The sequence below is a fragment of the Paenibacillus sp. YAE3 genome (assembly GCF_057546105.1).
Genome location: NZ_BAAIYF010000012.1, coordinates 74,497 through 96,049, shown reverse-complemented (window position 1 = coordinate 96,049; position 21,553 = coordinate 74,497). Strand labels below are relative to the sequence as shown.

Annotated in this window: 17 protein-coding genes; 13 read left to right on the top strand and 4 right to left on the bottom strand. The window is 55.5% G+C overall.

Going from position 1 to position 21,553, the window contains the following annotated elements:
- Positions 1-258: 258 nt before the first annotated feature.
- The 10 genes from secA to argH all read left to right on the top strand — a co-directional run bounded on the left by secA (position 259) and on the right by argH (position 13,787).
- Positions 259-2,763 carry a preprotein translocase subunit SecA gene (gene secA, locus AC27KL_RS21620; protein ID WP_339322542.1) on the top strand — a complete coding sequence of 835 codons (2,505 nt, stop codon included), beginning with the start codon at positions 259-261 and terminating at the stop codon, positions 2,761-2,763.
- A gap of 225 nt (positions 2,764-2,988) precedes the next feature.
- Positions 2,989-4,102, top strand: a protein-coding gene (gene prfB, locus AC27KL_RS21615) for a peptide chain release factor 2 (protein WP_339322541.1) whose coding sequence is annotated in 2 segments (ribosomal slippage) — positions 2,989-3,060 and positions 3,062-4,102 — 1,113 coding nt in all. Because the reading frame shifts where the segments join, the coding sequence is not laid out codon by codon here.
- A 161-nt stretch (positions 4,103-4,263) separates the two neighbouring features.
- Complete coding sequence (locus tag AC27KL_RS21610; protein ID WP_339322540.1) at positions 4,264-5,154, top strand: YitT family protein; 891 nt, start codon at positions 4,264-4,266, stop codon at positions 5,152-5,154.
- Between the two features lie 215 nt (positions 5,155-5,369).
- Positions 5,370-6,437: an N-acetyl-gamma-glutamyl-phosphate reductase gene (gene argC, locus AC27KL_RS21605; protein ID WP_212949866.1), complete on the top strand. Its 1,068-nt coding sequence runs from the start codon at positions 5,370-5,372 to the stop codon at positions 6,435-6,437.
- Positions 6,438-6,455: 18 nt separating this feature from the next.
- Entirely contained in the window at positions 6,456-7,682 is a 1,227-nt protein-coding gene (gene argJ / locus AC27KL_RS21600; protein WP_487171023.1) for a bifunctional glutamate N-acetyltransferase/amino-acid acetyltransferase ArgJ, read from the top strand.
- A 92-nt stretch (positions 7,683-7,774) separates the two neighbouring features.
- A complete protein-coding gene (argB, locus tag AC27KL_RS21595; RefSeq protein ID WP_487171081.1) occupies positions 7,775-8,542 on the top strand; it encodes an acetylglutamate kinase in 768 nt (255 codons plus the stop codon).
- Between the two features lie 109 nt (positions 8,543-8,651).
- Positions 8,652-9,851, top strand: coding sequence for an acetylornithine transaminase (gene argD, locus AC27KL_RS21590; protein WP_487171022.1), 1,200 nt, complete (start codon positions 8,652-8,654; stop codon positions 9,849-9,851).
- Positions 9,852-9,986: 135 nt separating this feature from the next.
- Entirely contained in the window at positions 9,987-10,943 is a 957-nt protein-coding gene (gene argF / locus AC27KL_RS21585) for an ornithine carbamoyltransferase (RefSeq protein WP_487171021.1), read from the top strand.
- Between the two features lie 106 nt (positions 10,944-11,049).
- Entirely contained in the window at positions 11,050-12,285 is a 1,236-nt protein-coding gene (locus tag AC27KL_RS21580; RefSeq protein WP_036710464.1) for an argininosuccinate synthase, read from the top strand.
- A gap of 98 nt (positions 12,286-12,383) precedes the next feature.
- Entirely contained in the window at positions 12,384-13,787 is a 1,404-nt protein-coding gene (gene argH / locus AC27KL_RS21575; protein ID WP_212949873.1) for an argininosuccinate lyase, read from the top strand.
- A gap of 107 nt (positions 13,788-13,894) precedes the next feature.
- On the opposite strand, the gene AC27KL_RS21570 is transcribed toward argH, so the two are convergent.
- The 3 genes from AC27KL_RS21570 to AC27KL_RS21560 form a co-directional block, all read right to left on the bottom strand.
- Positions 13,895-14,245, bottom strand: a complete 351-nt coding sequence (locus AC27KL_RS21570; protein ID WP_339322536.1) for a DUF488 domain-containing protein — start codon at positions 14,243-14,245, stop codon at positions 13,895-13,897.
- A 192-nt stretch (positions 14,246-14,437) separates the two neighbouring features.
- On the bottom strand, positions 14,438-15,436 hold the full coding sequence (locus tag AC27KL_RS21565) for a beta-ketoacyl-ACP synthase 3 (RefSeq protein WP_487171080.1): 999 nt from the start codon (positions 15,434-15,436) through the stop codon (positions 14,438-14,440).
- Positions 15,437-15,748: 312 nt separating this feature from the next.
- Positions 15,749-16,525, bottom strand: coding sequence for a helix-turn-helix domain-containing protein (locus AC27KL_RS21560; RefSeq protein WP_487171020.1), 777 nt, complete (start codon positions 16,523-16,525; stop codon positions 15,749-15,751).
- A gap of 174 nt (positions 16,526-16,699) precedes the next feature.
- On the opposite strand from AC27KL_RS21560, the gene AC27KL_RS21555 reads away from it, so the two are divergent.
- A complete protein-coding gene (locus AC27KL_RS21555; RefSeq protein WP_487171019.1) occupies positions 16,700-17,509 on the top strand; it encodes a phytanoyl-CoA dioxygenase family protein in 810 nt (269 codons plus the stop codon).
- A gap of 105 nt (positions 17,510-17,614) precedes the next feature.
- On the opposite strand, the gene AC27KL_RS21550 is transcribed toward AC27KL_RS21555, so the two are convergent.
- The gene (locus tag AC27KL_RS21550; RefSeq protein ID WP_487171018.1) at positions 17,615-18,535 is read right to left on the bottom strand and encodes a helix-turn-helix domain-containing protein; all 921 of its coding nucleotides are present in this window, start codon (positions 18,533-18,535) and stop codon (positions 17,615-17,617) included.
- A 262-nt stretch (positions 18,536-18,797) separates the two neighbouring features.
- Here AC27KL_RS21550 and AC27KL_RS21545 point away from each other — a divergent pair, with 262 nt between their 5' ends.
- Both AC27KL_RS21545 and AC27KL_RS21540 read left to right on the top strand, forming a co-directional pair.
- On the top strand, positions 18,798-20,597 hold the full coding sequence (locus AC27KL_RS21545) for a class I mannose-6-phosphate isomerase (protein WP_487171017.1): 1,800 nt from the start codon (positions 18,798-18,800) through the stop codon (positions 20,595-20,597).
- Entirely contained in the window at positions 20,590-21,510 is a 921-nt protein-coding gene (locus tag AC27KL_RS21540; protein WP_487171016.1) for an ROK family protein, read from the top strand. Before AC27KL_RS21545 ends, AC27KL_RS21540 begins: the two co-directional genes overlap by 8 nt.
- Positions 21,511-21,553: the final 43 nt, after the last annotated feature.

Below are 21,553 nucleotides of genomic sequence, written 5' to 3'. Positions count from 1 at the left end.
ATCCTAAGGATTTGGCAAAATCCTGTTTGTTCAACGAATTAACTTCAAACCGTAACAACGGTCTGGGTGAAGTCGATTCTGTTTTGCGGATAATTTCATTCAGACAATCACCTGCATTTCTGTATGAATCGGTTCGTCAGCGGATCCTGTCATCCAGCGCATGTCTGTGAGACGGATTCTCCGGATCGATTTCATTTGTTGATAACCCTGAATTCTTGAAGTTAATTTAACATTTGTTTTGCGTGAAAGGGGTTAACCATGCTAGGACTTGTTAAAAAAATCTTTGGTGACACGAATGACCGCGACGTCAAACGTTTGATGAAAACGGTCGATATCATTAACAAACTAGAACCGGATTTCGTAAAGCTGACCGATGAACAGCTGAAAGCCAAAACGGCGGAATTCCGCGCGCGCATCGAAAAGGGCGAAACGCTCGACGAGCTCCTTCCGGAAGCGTTCGCGACCGTGCGTGAAGCCTCGAAGCGCGTTCTCGGCAAAAGACATTACGATGTCCAGCTGATCGGGGGCATGGCGCTTCACGAAGGCCGTATCGCCGAGATGAAAACCGGTGAAGGTAAAACCCTCGTCGGCACGCTGCCGGTATATCTGAACGCCCTCCTCGGCTTAGGCGTGCACGTCGTTACGGTCAACGACTATCTTGCACAGCGCGACAGCCAGGAAATGGGCCAAATTTACGAATTTTTGGGCATGACCGTCGGGGTGAACCTGAACGGCATGGACCATGCCGATAAGCAAGTCGCTTATGCTTGCGATATTACGTACGGCACGAACAACGAGTTCGGCTTCGACTACTTGCGCGACAACATGGTGCTGTACAAAGAGCAGATGGTGCAGCGTCCGCTGTATTTCTGTACGATCGACGAAGTGGACTCCATTTTGATCGACGAAGCGCGTACGCCGCTGATCATTTCCGGACAAGCTCAGAAATCGACGCAGCTGTACTACGTGGCTGACCGCTTTGTGAAGACTCTCCAGGCGGAAGAGGATTACACAGTCGATATTAAGGTCAAATCCGTTGCGCTCACCGAAAAAGGCGTGGCGAAAGCGGAACGCGCCTTTGGTATCGACAACCTGTACGACCACGCCCACGTGACGCTGAACCACCACATCGTGCAGGCGCTGAAAGCGAACGTCATCATGCGCCGCGACGTGGATTACGTCGTCACCGAAGACGAAGTCGTCATCGTCGACGAATTCACGGGCCGTCTGATGGCCGGCCGCCGCTATAGCGACGGGCTGCACCAGGCGATCGAAGCGAAGGAAGGCATCGAGGTTCAGAACGAAAGCATGACGCTGGCCACGATTACGTTCCAGAACTACTTCCGGATGTACCGCAAGCTGGCGGGTATGACCGGTACGGCGAAAACCGAAGAAGAAGAATTCAAGAAAATTTACGGCCTGGAAGTACTCCAGGTGCCTACGAATAAACCGAACCAGCGGATCGATATGCCTGACGTGGTCTACAAGAGCGTAAACGGCAAATTCAAGGCCGTCGTGGAGGAAATCGTGGAACGCCACAAAAAGAACCAGCCGGTTCTGGTCGGCACGGTGTCCATCGAGAACTCCGAGCTCATTTCGGATATGCTGAAGCGCAAAGGCGTCAAACACCAGGTGCTGAACGCCAAATACCATGCCGAAGAAGCGGAAATCATCGCGGGCGCCGGTCAACCGGGCGCCGTTACGATCGCCACGAACATGGCGGGCCGCGGTACGGACATTTTGCTGGGCGAAGGCGTGGCCGAGTTGGGCGGATTGCACATCATCGGTACGGAGCGGCATGAATCCCGCCGGATCGATAACCAGCTTCGCGGACGCGCAGGACGCCAGGGCGACCCGGGCTCCACGCAGTTCTACCTGTCGCTGGGCGACGAGCTGATGAAACGCTTCGGCGCCGACAACGTGCTGAACATGATGGAGCGTCTCGGCTTCGAAGAAGACCAGCCGATCGAGAGCAAAATGATCACGCGTGCGATCGAATCGGCGCAAAAACGCGTCGAAGGCAACAACTTCGATCTGCGCAAAGTCGTTCTCCAATACGACGACGTCATGAACCAGCAGCGCGAAATCATCTACAAGCAGCGCCGCGAAATTTTGGAATCCGACAACATCAAGGAAATCGTCATGGACATGATCAAGCCGGTCATCGACCGCGTGGTCGAAGCCCACTGCCAAGACGATATTCCGGAGAACTGGGAGCTGCAGGAGGTTGCCGATTACGTCAACAGCAAGCTTCTGGACGAAGGTTCCGTTACCCGCGACGATTTGTGGGGCAAAGAAATTCCAGAGATGGCGGATTTCATCTTCGAGAAAGTCAAAGCCAGATACGACCAACGCGAAGAACGCATCGGCTCCGAACTCGTTCGCGAGTTTGAGAAAGTTATCGTGCTCCGTTCCGTAGACAGCAAGTGGATGGACCATATCGACGCCATGGACCAGCTGCGTCAAGGTATCCACCTTCGCGCTTACGGCGGTACGGATCCGCTTCGCGAGTACCAGTTCGAGGGCTTCGAAATGTTTAATGCCATGACGGCAGCCATCCAGGAAGAAGTGGCCACTTACGTCATGAAGGCCCATATCGAAGCGAACCAGGAGCGCCAGGCGGTGGTGGAAGAAAGCAAAATTACCACCAACAGCGAACCTGCCGAGAAAAAACCGGTGCATGTCGGGGAGCAAATCGGACGCAACGATCCTTGTCCATGCGGCAGCGGCAAAAAATACAAGCACTGCCACGGGCAAGAATAGCCGTATCGGAATAAATTGAACTGGCGGCAAGAGACGATAAACAGATCATAAAGCCTGCATGCGGTTTAACGGCTTGCAGGCTGCAAGGATAACAAGCCGGGCCCTTTGAACGGATCCGGAACCAGACTCCCTTGAATCAAAGGTTAAGGTGCGGGCGACCCTGCAGGTATCCCGAGCCCCTTTGTTTAAGGGAGTTTATGTCGATAGAAGAGGTGAAGAACAATCATGATCGATGCATCTGTCAAACATGATTTGCGGGAAATCGCAACCAAATTAACCAACCTTAGGGGGTCTCTTTGACTTAGATCTCAAACAGGAAATGATCGCCAACTACGAGGAGAAAATGTCCGCGCCCGATTTTTGGGACGATAACGAAAAGGCGCAGGGCATCATCGCCGAAATGAACGCGGTCAAGTCTTCCGTGGACCAATACGAAAAGCTGCAGCAGGAATACGACGACGCGGCCATGATGGCCGAGCTGGCCGAAGAGGAAGGCGACGAATCGCTTGTCGAGGAAATCAGCGAAGCGGTAACGAACCTTAAGAAAAAACTTGAGGAGTTTGAACTGAATCTGCTGCTGAACCAGCCTTACGACAAAATGAATGCCATTCTCGAACTGCACCCGGGAGCGGGCGGCACGGAATCCCAGGACTGGGGCCAAATGCTGCTGCGGATGTATACGAGATGGGCGGAAAAAAGAGGCTACAAGGTCGAAGTGCTCGATTATCTGCCGGGTGACGAAGCGGGCATCAAAAGCGTCACGCTTCTCATCAAAGGCTTTAACGCCTACGGATATTTGAAGGCGGAAAAAGGCGTTCACCGTCTGGTGCGGATTTCGCCATTCGACTCGTCGGGCCGGCGCCATACCTCGTTCGTATCCTGCGACGTCGTGCCGGAAATTACGGATGACGTCGAGATCGATATCCGGACCGAAGATCTGAAGATCGATACGTACCGGGCCAGCGGCGCGGGCGGCCAGCACATCAACACCACCGACTCGGCCGTGCGGATAACCCACATCCCGACGGGGATCGTGGTCACTTGCCAAAACGAACGGTCGCAGATCAAAAACCGGGAGCGCGCGATGACGATGCTCCGTTCGAAGCTGTATGAACGCAAAATCGAAGAACAACAAAAAGAGCTGGATGAAATCCGAGGGGAACAGTCGGATATTGCCTGGGGCAGCCAGATCCGCTCCTACGTATTTCATCCCTATAGCATGGTAAAGGACCACCGCACATCAGTAGAGACCGGCAACGTCGGCGCCGTGATGGACGGGGATCTGGATCTGTTCATCGACGGCTATTTGCGCAGCCAAATTAAAGTGGATACCGAATAAAACCTAAAAAATTCCTACACGCTATATAGATTGAACGAGGGATTCGTTTCCCTGAAGTTCACTGTATCGTTGTAGGAATTTTTTGCGTTCATCGCCGTTACGGGCGGACTCATCCACACCGCGAATATTGATCATTTTAAGCCAAGGAGAGAAAAAAGAAGATGTCGCATGCAGAAGTTTCGGGCCGCAGAAAGGCCCCCATCCTCCCCCCATCCGGACCGCTCCGCCATACGGCGGATATCGCCCTGATCGTCGTGGGTTCGTTTGTGATTGCTTTAGGGTTTAATTTATTTTTCCTGCCTCACGGGATCGCGTCCGGCGGCGTCTCGGGGATTTCCGTGCTGTTTGAGGCATGGTTCGGCCTGGAGCCGGCTTATACGCAATGGGCGCTGAACATTCCGGTGTTTATATTGGGATTTTTGCTGCTGGGGAAAAACTACGCGGTTCGTTCGTTGCTCGGCAGCATCATTTTGCCGCTGTTCGTCTATGTGACGAAGGATTGGCCGCTGCCGACGGATAACCCGATACTCGCCTCGATCTACGGGGGGATCGCCGTAGGCTTGGGCATCGGCATCGTATACCGGGGCAGAGGATCGACCGGAGGGCTGGCGACCGTCGCCCAGATCATCCAGAAGTACAGCGGGCTCAATTTTTCCCTCTGCGTGGTGATGCTGGACGGCAGCGTCATTCTTTTGGCGGCATGCACGTTGTCCCTCGAAAAAGCGCTGTATGCGCTTGTAGGCCTTTACGTATCAGGAAAGGTCATCGATGCGGTAGAGCTGGGCTTCAGCTACTCCAAGGTGGCGTACATTATATCGGACCATACGGACCGCATCAGCGAAGCGATTTTGCATGAACTTGACCGGGGGTTGACGAAGTTGAATGCCCAGGGCGGTTACACCGGGGATGACCGAACCGTGCTTATGGTCGTCATCGGCCAAAGCGAGGCGACAAGGCTCAAAACGTTGGTGCGTTCCGTCGATCCCAAAGCGTTTGTTATTATCAGCAGTGCGCATGAAGTGCTCGGGGAAGGGTTTAAACTGGAGGCATAGCGAGGTTATAGGGCCCGAAAGAGGCATCCGGCTATCATCGATAGCTTGGGTGTCTCTTTTTTGATATGAATGCTTGTCTAGGCGAAATGGAAATAAACCGGTGGGGACATGCGTAAATTCGGTTTGAAGTGTTGTATTTATATAAATACGGTCGTATAATAATACATATTTGTGAGAGGGATGCAAGTCAGACGGATAGAGAGGAGAACAAAGGGATGCCAGGAGAACAAGGGGAAACGGGGAAAATCAGGATAGCGATCGTCGGCTCGACGGGTTATGGCGGGGTGGAATTGATCCGGCTGCTTCAAGCCCATCCGCTGGCGGAAATTACGTCTGTGATTTCATCATCAAGCGCGGGAGCGCCGATATCGGAAGGTTTTCCGCATTTAACGGATATTATCGTGCATAAGCTGGACGGCGTGAATGCCGCGGAAATCGCCGGAAAAGCCGATGTCGTGTTTACGGCAACGCCATCCGGCGTAAGCTCGAAATTGGTGCCGGAGCTGCTGGAAGCGGGGCTGAAGGTCATTGATCTGTCGGGCGACTTTCGGATTAAGGACGGCGGCACGTACGAACAATGGTATAAACATTCGGCTCCGGAGGAGCGGTATTTGGAAAAAGCGGTGTACGGCTTATGCGAGATTTATGGGGAGGAAGTCGCAAACGTCGATTTCGTCTCGAACCCCGGCTGTTATCCAACGGCAACGCTGCTCGGCCTCATCCCGGCCATCCGTTCGGGCTGGATCGACCCGAAAAGCATCATTATCGATGCCAAATCCGGCGTTTCCGGTTCGGGACGGGGCACCAGCCTGACTTCGCATTACGCGGAAATCAACGAAAATTTTAAAGCCTATAAGGTCAACAAACACCAGCACATTCCTGAAATCGAACAGGTGCTGGGCCAAGTTGCCGGCGAGCCGGTAACCGTGACCTTTACGACGCATCTCGTTCCGATGACGCGCGGAATCATGAGCACGATGTATGCACGGATGAACGGTACGTATAGCGATGAGGACTTCGTGAAGCTGTACCGGGAGTATTATGAGGGCCGCCCGTTCGTGCGCGTGCGGGATAAAGGCATTTGGCCGGCGACCAAAGAGGTGTACGGCTCCAATTACTGCGATATCGGTTTTGCGGCGGACGAACGGACGGGACGCGTGACGATCATTTCCGTGATCGACAACGTCGTGAAGGGTGCCGCGGGCCAAGCGATACAGAACCTGAATCTGATGATGGGATGGGAGGAGAATCTCGGACTGGGATACACGCCGGTGTATCCGTAAGGAAAGGGATGAAAGCATATGGGACAATCAAAATTTACCGCGGTACAAGGCGGTTCCATCATAACACCAAAGGGCTTTTCCGCAGGCGGCTTGCACTGCGGGCTCAAAAAATCCGGGCGTCATGACCTCGGCGCCATTTTGTGCGAAGTACCGGCCGTCGCGGCGGCCGTCTATACGACCAACTTGATCCAGGCCGCACCGCTGAAGGTGACGCGCGAAAGCCTGCAGGACGGCAGACTGCAGGCTGTTGTCGTTAACAGCGGCAATGCCAATGCCTGCACCGGCAAACAGGGCGAAGAAGATGCCTATACGATGCGGGCGGAAGCTGCCCGCCATCTTGGCGTAGCGGAGCAGGACGTGGCGGTCGCCTCAACGGGCGTAATCGGCGAACTGCTCAAAATGGACCGCGTCACGGAGGGAATTGCCGGCTTGCCGGATCGGCTGAGCGGCGAAGCATCCGGTGCGGAGGATTTTTCGCAGGCGATTTTAACGACCGACCTCGTAAAGAAGGAAGCATGCGTTTCGGTCGTCGTTAACGGCAAGGACGTGACGATTGCCGGGGCGGCCAAAGGGTCGGGAATGATTCATCCGAACATGGCGACGATGCTGGCGTTTATGACGACGGATGCTGCGATCGAGGCAGGAGCGCTGCAGCAGCTTCTGCGTCAGGCCACAGACGTTACCTTTAACATGATCACGGTGGATGGGGATACCAGCACCAATGACATGCTCATTGCGATGGCGAGCGGGTTGGCCGGCAATGAGGCGCTGCATCCGGCGCACCCGGATTGGGGGGCTTTTGCGGCAGGATTCACTTATATCTGCCAAGTATTGGCCCAAGCGATCGCCCGGGACGGCGAAGGGGCAACGAAGCTGGTCGAGGTGCAGGTGAACGGAGCGGTCAGCGACGCATCAGCGCGCGCTATTGCCAAAACGGTGATTGGATCGAGCCTCGTCAAATCGGCGGTATTCGGCGCCGATGCGAACTGGGGACGGGTAATCGCGGCGGTCGGCCGTGCAGGAGAACCAGTGAATCCGGAAACGGTGGACATTCAAATCGGCCGCATTTCGGTTTTGGAAGGCTCCCGGCCGGTCGCGTTTGACGAAGAGGAAGCCTTGCAATATTTGAAGGGCGATACCGTCCGGATTGTGGTGGATCTGCATCAAGGAGAAGGCCGGGCCACGGCCTGGGGCTGTGATTTGACTTACGATTATGTCCGCATCAATGCGGCTTACCGAACCTAATCAAACGGATACGGAGGGAGGAGAGAGCGGTGGAAACATTGGAGCATCGGGACGCTCGGGCGGCCGATCATGCAGGCCGGCAAAGCTTCGTGATGAAATGCGGCGGCAGTACGCTGGCGGCGCTGCCGGATTCGTTTTTCGAGGATTTGAAGCAGCTGCAGGCGTCCGGCATCCAAACCGTGATCGTTCATGGCGGCGGACCGGCCATTTCGGAAAATCTGGAGAAGCTTGGGATTGAGACGGAATTCGTGAACGGCTTGCGACGGACGACGGAGGCGGTGCTCGACGTCGTGGAGATGGTGCTCGCGGGCAGCATCAACAAGCAGATCGTCCGGCGCATCCAGCAAAGCGGCGGCAGGGCGCTTGGCATCTCGGGCGTCGACGGCGGTTTGATCCAAGCGCAGCCGGTAGCGAATAGCGATGCGGTAGGCTGGGTCGGGGACGTCACGCATGTAAGGTCCGACATTATTCAAGGGATTGCGGCTATGGGCTACATGCCGGTCATCGCGCCTGTCGGCGTGGATCCAAGCGGGCAGCGGTACAACATCAACGCCGACACGGCCGCGGGAGCGGTCGCTTCGCATCTGGGAACGGACCGGATGATCGTCGTGACCGACGTTCCGGGCATCATGAAAGAGATTGAAGGCGTCAAGCAGGTGCTCCCTGTCGTGACGGTTCAACAGATCGAGGATATGATCGCCAGCGGCGACATTTACGGCGGAATGATCCCGAAAGTCAAAGCGGCGGTCAGCTGCATTCAGGGCGACGTCCAGGAAGTCGTCATCGTGAACGGCAGCGAGCCGATGGTGCTGAGCCGGGTGCTGCAAGGGGAAGCCATCGGGACGAGAATCGTAAAATAAAACCCTTCAAATACAGATGTTTGGCTATACCGGAACCGCAACCAACGCGGCGGATGAAAAGTACGGCAAAGAAACGACCATATATCGATTCGGATAGGAGTGATTTGATATGAGTATCCCTGAAGGGCAATCCAGTTCGTTGTTTCCCAATTACGCCAGATATCCGATCAGCTTGGTAAAAGGCCAAGGAAGCTGGTTGTGGGACGACCAAGGCAACAAGTACCTCGATTTTATGAGCGGCATCGCCGTTACCAACCTGGGCCATGCTCCGGAGAAAGTGACGGCGAAGCTGAAAGAGCAGCTGGATCAGCTATGGCATGTGTCGAACCTGTTCCACATTCCGAATCAGGAAAAGGCGGCGGCGCTTCTTACGGCGAACAGCTGTGCCGACGCGGTGTTTTTCTGCAACAGCGGCGCCGAAGCGAATGAAGCGGCGATCAAGCTGGCACGACGTTATCACCAAAAGGTAAAAGGCACGGATCGTTATGAGATCATCACCTTTTTCCAATCCTTCCATGGACGGACGCTGGCGACGCTGACGGCGACGGGGCAGGACAAAGTAAAGGACGGCTTCCTGCCGCTTCCTGCCGGCTTTAAAAGCGTGCCGCTGCATGACCTGGATGCGCTCAAAGCGGCCATTACCGACCATACGGCGGCCATCATGCTGGAGCTGGTGCTTGCCGAAGGCGGCGTGCTTCCGGTGGAAGAGGGATTTGTCCGCGCCATTCAGGAGCTGTGCAAGGAGCATGGCCTGCTGCTGATCATCGACGAAGTGCAGACCGGCATGGGACGTACGGGCAAACTGTTTGCGCATGAGCATTACGGGATTGAACCGGATATTTTTACGCTTGCCAAAGGCATTGCCAGCGGCTTTCCGACCGGCGCGATGCTCGGCAAAGCTTTCCTGCGGGATGCGTTTTCGGCGGGCAGCCACGGCTCGACCTTCGGCGGAACGCCGATTGCGACGGCGGCCGTCATCGCCACGATCGAAACGATGCTGGAGGACCGGCTGCCGCAGCGCGCGGAAGAAATGGGAGCTTATTTGAAAGAGCAGCTGACGGAGAAGCTGGCAGGCATCCCTCACGTCAAAGCCGTCCGCGGCCTCGGTTTGCTGGTTGGCATCGAATGCGCCGAACCTGTGGGCGACCTGGTGCTTGAAGGCCAAAAACGCGGGCTGCTGTTCATTACCGCAGGACCTAACGTTATCCGGCTGCTGCCGAACCTGTACGTGACGAAGGAAGAAATCGATCAGGCGGTAAGCATCATCGCCGGCGTGATCCATGACCATACGGCCGTAAAAAAAGATTAATATTATAAATATTTTTTTATCATGAATGACCTGTTGCGGAGCGAAGCGGCCTGAAAACGCCGGGATCGGCAAAACCGGCCCGACCGCAGCGTCATTAGGCGAGATGATAACCAAAAGCAAAAAGGAGGAACACCCATGACCCAAACAGAGCAGCTGCAGCATGTCAACCTGAAGGGCCGGGATTTGCTTGAGCTGGACGACTACTCCACGGAAGAGATCCAGTACCTGCTCGATCTGGCGATCGAACTGAAGCGCAAGCAAAAAAACGGCGAGGTTTACCAGCCGCTGAAAGGCAAAACGATCGGACTCATTTTCGAAAAATCTTCCACCCGCACGCGGGTTTCCTTTGAAGTCGGGGCGTTCCAGCTTGGAGCGCATGCGCTCTTTTTAAGCAAAAACGACATCCAGCTCGGACGGGGCGAAATCATCAGCGATACCGCGCAGGTGCTTTCCCGTTACCTCGACGGCATCATGATCCGTACCTTCGGGCACAACAATGTGGTGGATCTGGCCAAATACGCTTCCGTGCCGGTCATCAACGGGTTGAGCGACCTGGCGCATCCGTGCCAGGTGCTGGCGGATTACCAAACGATCCTCGAACATAAAGGCAAGCTGAAAGGCCTTAAGCTCGCGTACATCGGCGACGGCAACAACATGGCGCATTCCCTCATGATCGGCGGAGCGAAGCTGGGCGTGCATGTGTCCGTGGCCAGTCCGGAAGGATATGAGCCGGATGCGGAGGTCGTGAAGGCAAGCCGCGAAATCGCGAAGGAAACCGGCGCGCAAATCGTCGTGACGCGCAGCCCGCAGGAAGCGGTCAAAGACGCCGACGTCATCTATACGGACGTATGGGCAAGCATGGGCTTCGAGGAAGAGCAAAAGATCCGCGAAGCCGCTTTTAAGGACTATCAAGTAGACGAAGAGCTGGCGAAAGGCGCAAAAAGCGACTATCTGTTCATGCACTGCCTGCCTGCGCACCGCGGAGAGGAAGTCAGCGAAGGCGTCATCGACGGCAAAAACTCGGTGATTTTCGATCAGGCCGAAAACCGCCTGCACGCGCAGAAAGCATTGATGGCTGCGTTGATGGGGTAGACAACAGCGATCGGAAGAAAGATCCGTACCCGGAGCGGTCTCATAGCACAGTGTATAATTTAAATTTTGGGTTAATCCACGAAGCATAAACGAAAGGAAGTTCATGATGGCAAAAGAAAAAATCGTGCTCGCCTATTCCGGCGGGCTGGACACATCCATTATCCTCAAATGGCTCAAAGAAACTTACGACGCGGAAATTATCGCTTTTACGGCGGATATCGGCCAGAAGGAAGAACTCGACGGCCTCGAAGCCAAGGCGCTTGCGACCGGTGCTTCCAAAGTATACATCGACGATTTGCGCGAGGAGTTCGCGAAGGACTTTATTTATCCGATGTTCCAAGCAGGCGCGCTGTATGAAGGCCAGTATTTGCTCGGCACAAGCATCGCGCGTCCATTGATCGCTAAACGCATGGTGGAGATTGCTCGCGCCGAAGGCGCCACCGCGATTGCGCACGGGGCAACGGGCAAAGGGAACGACCAGGTCCGTTTTGAGCTCGGCGTTGCCGCACTGGCTCCGGACATCGAAGTGATCGCGCCATGGCGCCTCGAGGAGTTCCGCAACGACTTCCCGGGCCGCGCCGAAATGATCGCTTTTGCCGAAAAACACGGCATTCCGGTTACCGCCTCTGCCGCTAAACCTTACTCCATGGACCGCAACCTGCTGCATATCAGCTACGAAAGCGGCGTGCTGGAGGATCCTTGGTTCGATGCCAGCGCACCGGAAAACAAAGACATGTACCTTCTCAGCAACTCCCCTGAGGATGCGCCGGATGAAGCGGAATACCTCGAGCTCGAGTTCGTCCAAGGCAACTGCGTGGCGTTGAACGGCGAGCAGCTGAACCCGCTGCAGGTCATGGAAAAGCTGAACGAGCTTGGCGGCAAACACGGCATCGGCCGCGTCGACATGGTGGAAAACCGCTTCGTCGGCATGAAAAGCCGCGGGGTGTACGAAACGCCGGGCGGAACGATTTTGTTCACCGCTCACCGCAAAATGGAATCCATCACGATGGACCGCGAAGTGATGAACCTGCGCGACAGCCTCATTACGCGTTACAGCACGCTCGTATACAACGGTTTCTGGTTTGCGCCGGAACGCCTTGCTTTGCAGGCGCTGGTAACCGAAAGCCAAAAAAACGTCACCGGAACGGTGCGCGTGAAGCTGTATAAAGGCAATATCATCGCCGCGGGCGTCAAAAGTCCGGTCAGCTTGTACAACCCGGATATCGCAACGATGGAAGCCGATCCGACGCAAGCGTACGATCAAGGGGATGCAACGGGCTTTATCCGCTTGAACGCGCTTCGCCTCAAAGTGGGCACGGGCGTGGAGCAGAACAACAAATAGGACCATGAACCGCGCAAGCGTAAACGGCGATGACGGCCGCTGCTTTTCATTCATGAGAAGGAGCGGCCCTCTGCCGTATCAGAGAGGAGAGAACATTCGTGAGTAAATTGTGGGGAGGGCGCTTTACGAAGCAAACCAACCATTTGGTGGACGAGTATACCGCTTCGATCGGGTTTGACCAAAAGCTGGCCGAAGAAGACATTCAAGGGAGCCTGGCGCATGTGACGATGCTGGGCAAATGCGGGATTTTGCCGCAGGAGGACGTGGAAACGATCAAAGGCGGCCTGAACAAGGTGCTGGAAAAAATCCGCAAGGGCGAAATCGAGTTTTCGGTATCGGACGAAGATATCCATATGAACGTGGAAAAAAATCTGATCGCCGAAATCGGCCCGGTTGGGGGCAAGCTGCATACGGGCCGCAGTCGCAACGACCAAGTGGCCACCGACATGCATCTGTACCTGCGCAAACGCGTGGTGGAGCTGTCCGGCATGCTCTATGAGCTGCAAAAATCACTGATCGGGCAAGCCCGCGACAACCTGGATACGATCGTGCCGGGATATACGCATTTGCAGCGGGCGCAGCCGATCCTGTTCGCCCATCACTTGATGGCATACGTATCGATGTTCCAGCGCGACATTGAGCGCCTGATGGACAGCTACAAGCGCATCAACGTGCTGCCGCTCGGCGCCGGGGCGCTGGCCGGAACGACGTTCCCGATCGACCGCCATTTCGTGGCGGAGCAGCTGCAGTTCGACCGTGTGTACGAAAACAGCCTGGACGCCGTCAGCGACCGCGACTTTATTCTGGAGTTTCTGTCCCACGCTTCCATCATCATGATGCATCTGTCCCGCCTGTCGGAGGAGCTTGTGCTGTGGAGCAGCACCGAGTTTAACTTCATTGAGCTGGACGACGCGTTTTGTACCGGCAGCAGCATCATGCCGCAGAAGAAAAATCCCGACGTGCCGGAGCTCGTTCGCGGCAAAACCGGCCGCGTCTACGGCAACCTGATGGGGCTTCTGACGGTGCTGAAGTCGCTGCCGCTTGCCTACAACAAGGATATGCAGGAAGACAAAGAAGGCATGTTCGACACGGTGGCGACGCTCGAAGGCGCCCTGCAGCTGTTCGCTCCGATGATCGCCACGATGAAGGTCAACAAATCGCGGATGCGCGAAGCGGTCAACAAGGATTTCTCCAACGCGACGGACATCGCCGATTTCCTCGTAGGCAAAGGCCTCCCGTTCCGCCAGGCGCATGAAGTGATCGGGAAAACGGTGCTGTACTGCATCCAGAACGGCAAATACTTGCTCGATCTGACGCTGGAAGAATTCAAGCAGTTTTCTCCGCTGTTCGACGATGCGATTTACGAGGTGCTGCAGCCGGAGACGGTCGTGAACGCCCGCAACGTATACGGCGGCACGGCTACGGAGCAGGTGGCGGATGCCATCAAGCGCAGCGAGGTGCTGCTGCGGATGACGGAGCAGTGGCTGGAAGAACATCAATAAAAGGCGAAAGGCCGATCCCTGATTTGAGGGGTCGGCCTTTTCCTCTGAAGAGGCATCTTCAATTATACAAGCTTTAGGTGTCAATAAAGGCGGATGTTTTCCTGCTGCTACATCTGCTCCAAGTATTCCTTCAGCACCACGGCATGGTTAAACTGCCGGTCTTTTGCGGCGTACAGCAGCGTGACCGTTCCGGATGCCGCCCAGCCGCGAATCTTTTCCAAAGAAGCCTGGGCCGTCTCATCGGATAATTCGGCTTCGTAACGCGCTTTGAATGCTTCGAATCTTTCCGGCCGATGCCCGAACCAGGTGCGCAGGCTTGGGCTTGGCGTAATTTCCCTCATCCAGGCCGCAATTTGCGCTTTTTCCTTCGTTACCCCTCTAGGCCAGATTCGGTCTACCAAAATCCGCTGTCCGTCCGAAGCTTCGGCAGGGTCATAAATCCGTTTGATCTGTATCATGTTCACCATGCTCCCCTTATTGCTTGCGTTAGCGCTGCCCGCGCCTCGGCCTCCGTCGTATGTGTTACTTAATATATATTCCGAAATCGAAATTTAAGCAAACCCTGCGGATTTCACTCCGGACGGAAAAAGGACGATGCCGCTACGATGAAGGGAGAACAGCGGGAAATAGCTTCACGGATCGGTGCAGGGTTATGCTCGGACATCCAGATCGGGAACTCCCCAGCGCACGACCAGTCCCGCGTGGGTCAACCCGCCGCCGAATCCGTATAGAAGGAGCGTGTCGCCGTATTTCAGCTTCTGCTCCCGCACGCCGAGGCCGAGCGACAGCGGGATGGATGCCGCGGATGTATTCCCCATATATTCCACGCTGTAGAGCGTTTTTTCGATGGGAATGCCGGTCTTCTCGCAAATGGACTCGATCATTCGAAGGTTGACGCTGTGAGGCACGAACCAGTCGATATCCGCGGTCGTCATGCCGGCATGCGGCAAAAGCTCCGCGATTCCCGATGAGACCGTTCGCACGGCCCATTTGTACACCTCTCGTCCGTTTTGCACGATGTTTCCTTCGCCTGCAAGCGGTTGGCCATTTAATGTATCGGACATCCCGGCACGGTAGAGGTGGATTCCGCCGCTGCCGTCCGTGCCTTGGAGGGACGCGATGAAGCCGGGACTGGCTTCGTCCGCTTCGACCAGCACCGCGCCGGCGCCGTCCCCGAACAGAATGCATGTCGTCCGATCCGTATAATCCGTCACCTTGGACAGCGTTTCGCCGCCGACGACCAGCACCTTGCGGTGCAGCCCGGCGCTGATAAGCCCGTTTGCCAGATGCAGGCCGTAAGCAAACCCTGCGCAAGTCGCGTTCAAGTCGAAGGCCCCGGTGCTTCGGATGTTAAAATGCTCCTGAATCAAACACGCCACGCTGGGGAACGGGTAGTCCGGCGTCGTGGTGGCGACGATGATCAAATCGACATCCTCCACGGTTTTGCCGTAGGTCCGCATTAAGTCATCGACCGCCCGGATGCACAGGTCCGAAGTAAACTCTTGCTCGGCGCTGATCCGGCGCTCCCTCATGCCGGTCCGCTGCACGATCCATTCGTCGTTTGTCTCCACGAGTTTTTCCAAATCCGCATTCGTTAATCTTTTGTCCGGCACATAGGTGCCGATGGCCGTAATAGCCGCTTTGGATATTGCGTTATTGATCATGGTTTTTCCTCCTTACGGATAATGGACAAGCCGATGAACCGGAAAACGGGTGAAATTAATATCAAGTATTAGGACTTGGTACTAATTATATGCAAAACGAGTTCGGATTCAACCTTTTTATTTCATGGCAAAACAAAAAGACCCTTTTTGAAGGGCCTCTTTTGACAAAGGCAGTCCGATTTGTGACGAGAGCGGCTCGATCAAATGAACGGCGTGGAGAAACCGGTTGAGCATCGCTACGGCTTGAGCGCGGGTAGGATCAGCCCGATAGGCGAATGTAAGCATGGGGTGTTGATTTCATGGACGGTAATCTTTCGGACACACGGAGAACTGCTTTTTAAAAAGTCTGGAAAAGTGATTATAGTTGGAAAACCCGACCTCGAGGGCCGCTTCGCCGGCCGTCTTTTTCATATGCCGGATCAGCAGGGCCGCCTGTTGGATTCGCATCCGGTTGCGGTATTCGAGGATGGACAGTCCGGTCTCCTGCTTGAACAGATGGGATAATCGCGAAGGGGATAGCGAAACCGACCGGGCGAGCTCCTCGACGGTGATGTCTTCGGCCATGTTGCGGGTAAGCCAATGCAGAGCCGTCTGCACGCGCGGATCGAGCGGGGAATGCAGGCTTTCGCAGGATAACAGCAACACTTCCCGAATGGCGTTTTGGCATAAAAATTCCCACATGCCTGCCCGCTCCCTGGAATCATGAAGCAGGTTCCGAAATGCATGGCCGATCCGCACACGGTAATATTCGCTGGAGATGCTTTGATTCCACACCTCAACCTGGGGAAGATAACCGATCTCGGGCAATCCTTGAAAATGGGACCAGAAAAACCGCCATCGTTGTCCCGGCAGCGTTCCGTATTGATGAGGGACGCCGCTCCGCAGAAGCGTCACGTCTCCTTCCGTGCATTCTTTTCGGCCTTCGGGCGTCTGAAAATAACCGCCGCCGCTGACGGTATAGAGAAGCAGCCAGTCGGACATGCCATCGGGGCGTCTCACCATATAAGCGTCGGATTCGTCGTAATATCCACCGAAAATATATCCGGAGTCGGCGGTATGATGATTGAATTTCATATTTTCACTGACCCTCCTCCGTTGATCGCAAAACAAGATCGGACCGATTCCGGCGGCCATTGGCATGACAGCAGAATCGGATGAGTTTTGAGCAGAAAGCTTACTGTTTTCGTTTGTCTTCGCAAGTTACAATGACCATAGTTCATTTCGATATCATTGTAAAGGAGCGAACTTATGGGCCCAAGCGGAAAAGGATTGTCGCCGGAGCAGATGGCGTTTTTTCAAGCAGAAGGGTATCTGATCGTCAAAGGGTTGTTCGAGCCTGGAGAGCTGGACGACATTCGCAGCACGTTCGAGAGAATCGGCGAAACGACGGTGCAGGGGCATTTTGAGCCCGTATTCGACCCGGACAACCCGGATCCTCTCAAAAGGTATCCGCGCGTCATGCATCCGCATCGATTCAATCAAACGGCCATGAAATACATGCTGCACAAACCGGTGATGGATGTGCTGGAGAATCTGTATGGGGAACCCGCGCTGGCGGCGCAAAGCATGTATTACTACAAACCGCCGGGATCAAGGGGGCAGGCGCTTCACCAGGACAATTTCTATTTGAAGGTCGAACCGGGCAACTGCATTGCCGCTTGGACGGCGATTGATGCCGCCGACGAGGAAAACGGCTGTTTGTTGGTTGTTCCTAAAACCAGCGGTTATGAAGTGGTGTGCCCCGAACTGGCTGATGAGAAGGAGTCGTTTACCACCCATTACGTCAAACCGCCCAAAGACAAAAAAGCCGTTCCGGCCGTCATGGACGAAGGCGACGTGCTGTTTTTCAACGGGAATCTGATCCACGGGTCGTACCGCAACAAATCCAAGGACCGATTCCGGCGCGCGTTCATATGCCATTATGCCAATGCATCCGCGGTTCGAATCGGAGCCTTTTACCGCCCGCTGTACGCGGCGGACGGTTCCGAGGTGATGCTGGAGGCAAATCCGGACGGCGGGCCGTGCGGGAACGAGTTCGACGTTTTATACCCGCATTGACGAAGACATTTGCATACGCAGATAAAGCTGAAGGCTGGCACCGGGTATCCCCCGGCGTCAGCTTTTATTTGGTTTAGCCCCGTTTTGTGCGGGGTTATTTTGCGTCTATTCCGTAAAGCGATGTTTGCCGGAACGCCCTTCCGTGAACTGCGCGCGCCTGAATTTGGCGGGGGATACGCCCAGCTTCTGGGTGAAAATCCGGGTGAAATAGTGGACCGACTGGAAGCCGCACTGGGAAGCGATGTCCTTGATGGACAAATCCCCGTTCAAGAGCATCTGCGCGGCCAACTGAACCCTGCGTTCCTGAATGTAATGGACGAAGGTTTGATTCGTATGCTGTTGAAACAATCTCGTCAGATGCCGGGGCGAAATATGGAGATGGCCCGCTACCTTGGGCAACGTCAGTTCCTCGCTCAGGTTGTCGGCAATGAACAGCTTCGCCTGGCGAAAAAGGCTGTTTTCATCCCACGCGTCGTCCGCCTGGTGATGCCAAGCTTCTTCCCGGTAAGATCCATGAAGGGCCGGGACCGACAGGAGCAGGGATGTGGAGGCGTGCTGCAGCAAGGCCGGAAAAACAGGTTTTTGATCGTCGAAAATCGATATGAGCGTCTCCCATAAATGGCCCAAAGGTTCGGCATCCGCGCCGTAAATCACGGGCCGGGCCTGTTCCGCAAGGCGATGGTAGTCTTCGGCGCAACTTGGCCCGGTTCGCTCCTCATCCACTTCAAAAGCGACGTAAACCAAGGTTAACCCATTAAGGCTCCGGATTTGATGCCAGGTTCCCGGCACGGACAAAAAGGAGGTGCCTTTGCCGAGCGGGTATTCCGCGTCGTGTTCGATGTAGGAGCCGCTGCCTTCGATGACGTAACAAGCTTCGAAAAACGAATGGCGATGCAGGGCATTGTCGAAATGCGCAGGCATAAACCCCCAGTAAAGAATCGAAAGGCTTAAACGATCGGCTTCGATGCGGGTCAGCTGGCGGTTGCATATTTGGTTGGCTTTACGAAAGCTGGATTCGATGGACATGAGGAAACTCCCCTATACGGTGTAGTCGGGAAAGGATGCGCATGCGCGTGTCCGTTTTTTGCAAAAGGATGGCCCGTTCATGCAAAGACGCCCGCAAGGTCCTTTTGTACAATGGTACACGAGTTCGTTTTCGTTTGAAATACGGTTGTTCCAGCGATCATCCGGGCTCATAAACAAGTGGCTCGGAATCGCGGTGGGTTCCCGTGTGATGCGGGCTGATTTTTGATTTCGTATAGAGGCCCGGCAGGAAAGGATGGAGCTTATGTTTGAAAAAAGACCGCTGAATAAGGTTCGGCAAGCCGTACTCGAACTTGGCATTCTAGAAGGATACGAAGCCGTGCTGGAGCGGGCTTTTTCCCTGGCTCAAGGCCAAAACGGCAACGTCACTACGATCGTGATTGACGGGACGCACGGCGCAGACTTCCAGTCTCTGCTGAAACGTTTGATCCCTTATGCCGAAAAGCAAGGGTTTCGATTCGCCGCTTCGGATACGTACGGTTATTTGAAATCGGGCGCGGAACTTCGAGAACATTTTCGGCGGAACATAACCGATAACCGCGCTTTCGGATACGTCGCCGAAGGGAATATCGACGAATATTTCCGAGACGGCTCGCAGCGTCGTTTTGAAGAGCATGCAGCGCGATTGGCGGAAACGGCAGCCGAACGGACGGTATTCGTCGTTTTTGGCCCGGGCGCCTTGTGGCTGTGCGGCGGACGCTGCGACGCATCGATGTTTCTCGACGTTTCCCGGGAATACCAGGAGCTTGCTCACAAGCAGGGGTTGTTAAACTTCGGGTTCACGTGGAATGTGGATGCCGTGGAAGCCTATAAAATCGCTTATTTCGTGGAATGGCCGCTGCTGGAGGCTTACCGCAAGGAGCGGCTCGAAGCCTTCGACCTGTATGTCGACATGAACGATCCGAGCCGGCCCGCCCTGCTCGCCACTGGCGATCTGATCGCCGCCATCCGCGATGTCGCGCGGTATCCGCTGCGGGTCAAACCGTTTATGATGCCGGGCGTATGGGGCGGACAATACATGAAACGGATCGCGGATTTGCCGGAGGATATGGTGAACTGCGCCTGGAACTTCGAGCCGATTGCGCCGGAAAACTCGCTGCTTGTCACGCACGGGGGGCGGGTTGCGGAGTTTCCGTTCCTGCTGGTCATGGCGCATGCCCCGATGGAGATCATGGGGGAGCGCAACGTGCGGTTGTTCGGCGATTATTTTCCGGTGCGATTCGACTACTTGGACACGATGGACGGCGACAACCTCTCCTGCCAGGTTCACCCGAAGCAGCGCTTTATCCGGGAACGGTTCAACGAGTTCATGGAGCAGCAGGAATCGTATTACGTCATGGAAAAACAGGGCGATGCCAAAGTTTATCTCGGTTTGACGGAGGGGTGCACGCCCGAGGCTTTCCGCGAAGCGGCGGAACGGTCCCAGATTACCGGCGAGCCGATCGCCTTCACGGATTACGTGCAGGAATGGGAGAGCGAAAAAGGCGGCCTGTACCTCATTCCGACCGGCACGGTCCACTGCTCCGGAAAGGATAACTTCGTCCTGGAAATTTCCGCGACGACCTGGTGGTTCACGTTCAAGATTTACGATTACGTGCGTAAGGATCTGGACGGCAAGCCGCGGCCGATGAACATCGATTACGCTTTCGAGAACATTGATTTCTCCCGCAAAGGGAAATGGGTTCAGGAGAACCTGATCCCAAGCCCAAGGCTGCTGAGGACCCAGGGAAGCAACGAGGAATACGTGCTGGGCGAAAGGGAGGATCTGCTGTTTTACGTCCATCGCATCCATTTGGATGACCGTTGGGAGGAAGCGGCCGAAGGCGAGTTCGTCATGCTGAATTTGGTCGAAGGGGAACACGCAGCCGTCGTTTCGCTTGAAGATGGAGCGGTGTACGCCGAGCTCCGTTATGCGGAGTCTTACATCATTCCGGCTGCGTTTGGCGCGTACGCGATCGTCAATCGGGGCGGCAGTCCGTGCAGGCTGATTAAAGCAGGCGTTTCGAAAAAGTGGAACGTCAGCCTGGTTAACCCGCATGCGTGACGTCGTATTGGCTTTTGACGTAGGAGGAACGTATATCAAGGCGGGCCTGGTTGGCGTCGATGGAAGCCTGCTAGGGTCTCCGCAGGTTTATCCCGCAAGATCGGGAGAGAAGAAGGAGGCGCTGCTGCGGCATCTTACGGATCTCGTCGAAATTCAAGGGAAGCAGGTTCCGCCCGAATGCAGCATCCGCGGCGTCGGGCTGGCCTTTCCGGGCCCTTTCGATTATGAACGGGGGATTTGCCTTACCCGCGGTTTGAACAAGTTCGAGGCTTTGTACGGCGTGAATCTCCGGGAGGAATTAACGGAAAGGATCGCTTCGGTTCCGCTGCTGAAAGGCAGGTGGAGCGGCATCCCGGCGGTTGCCATCGAAAACGACGCGGCTTTGTTCGCGCTGGGCGAATACGCTTTTGGCGCGGGGCGGTCCGGGGAGAAAACGATGTATTTGACGCTGGGTACGGGACTCGGCTCCGCTTTCGTTAACCACGGACGGCTGGTCAAACAAGGCGAAGGGGTCCCGGGGGAAGGCTGGCTGTACCGGCTGCCTTATCGGGACGGGGTGCTGGACGATTACTTCTCGCGCAGAGGGATCGTTCGGCTCGCCGAAGAAATGGGAGTGCCGCGAGTGGCGCACGGGGACGAAGACGTGAAATTGTTGGCCGCCAGGGCGCGTGACGGCGAAATGCAGGTTGTGCAATTGTTCCGCCGATTCGGCGAAAGGCTGTCGGAGGCGCTGCTTCCCTGGATCGGCTCTTTTCAGCCGGATGAGATCATGATCGGCGGGCAAATCGCCAAATCCGCAGACCTGTTCGTCTCCGGTCGGATGGGAGGCGTCCCGGTCCGAATAGCGGCGGACACGTCGATAAGCGCGCTTAGAGGGGCAAGCCGGCTTTTGGCGGACGTGCAGCGCGAATGATTTTTCCATGGAACATAGGTCAATACCGTTTTTATGAAATTTT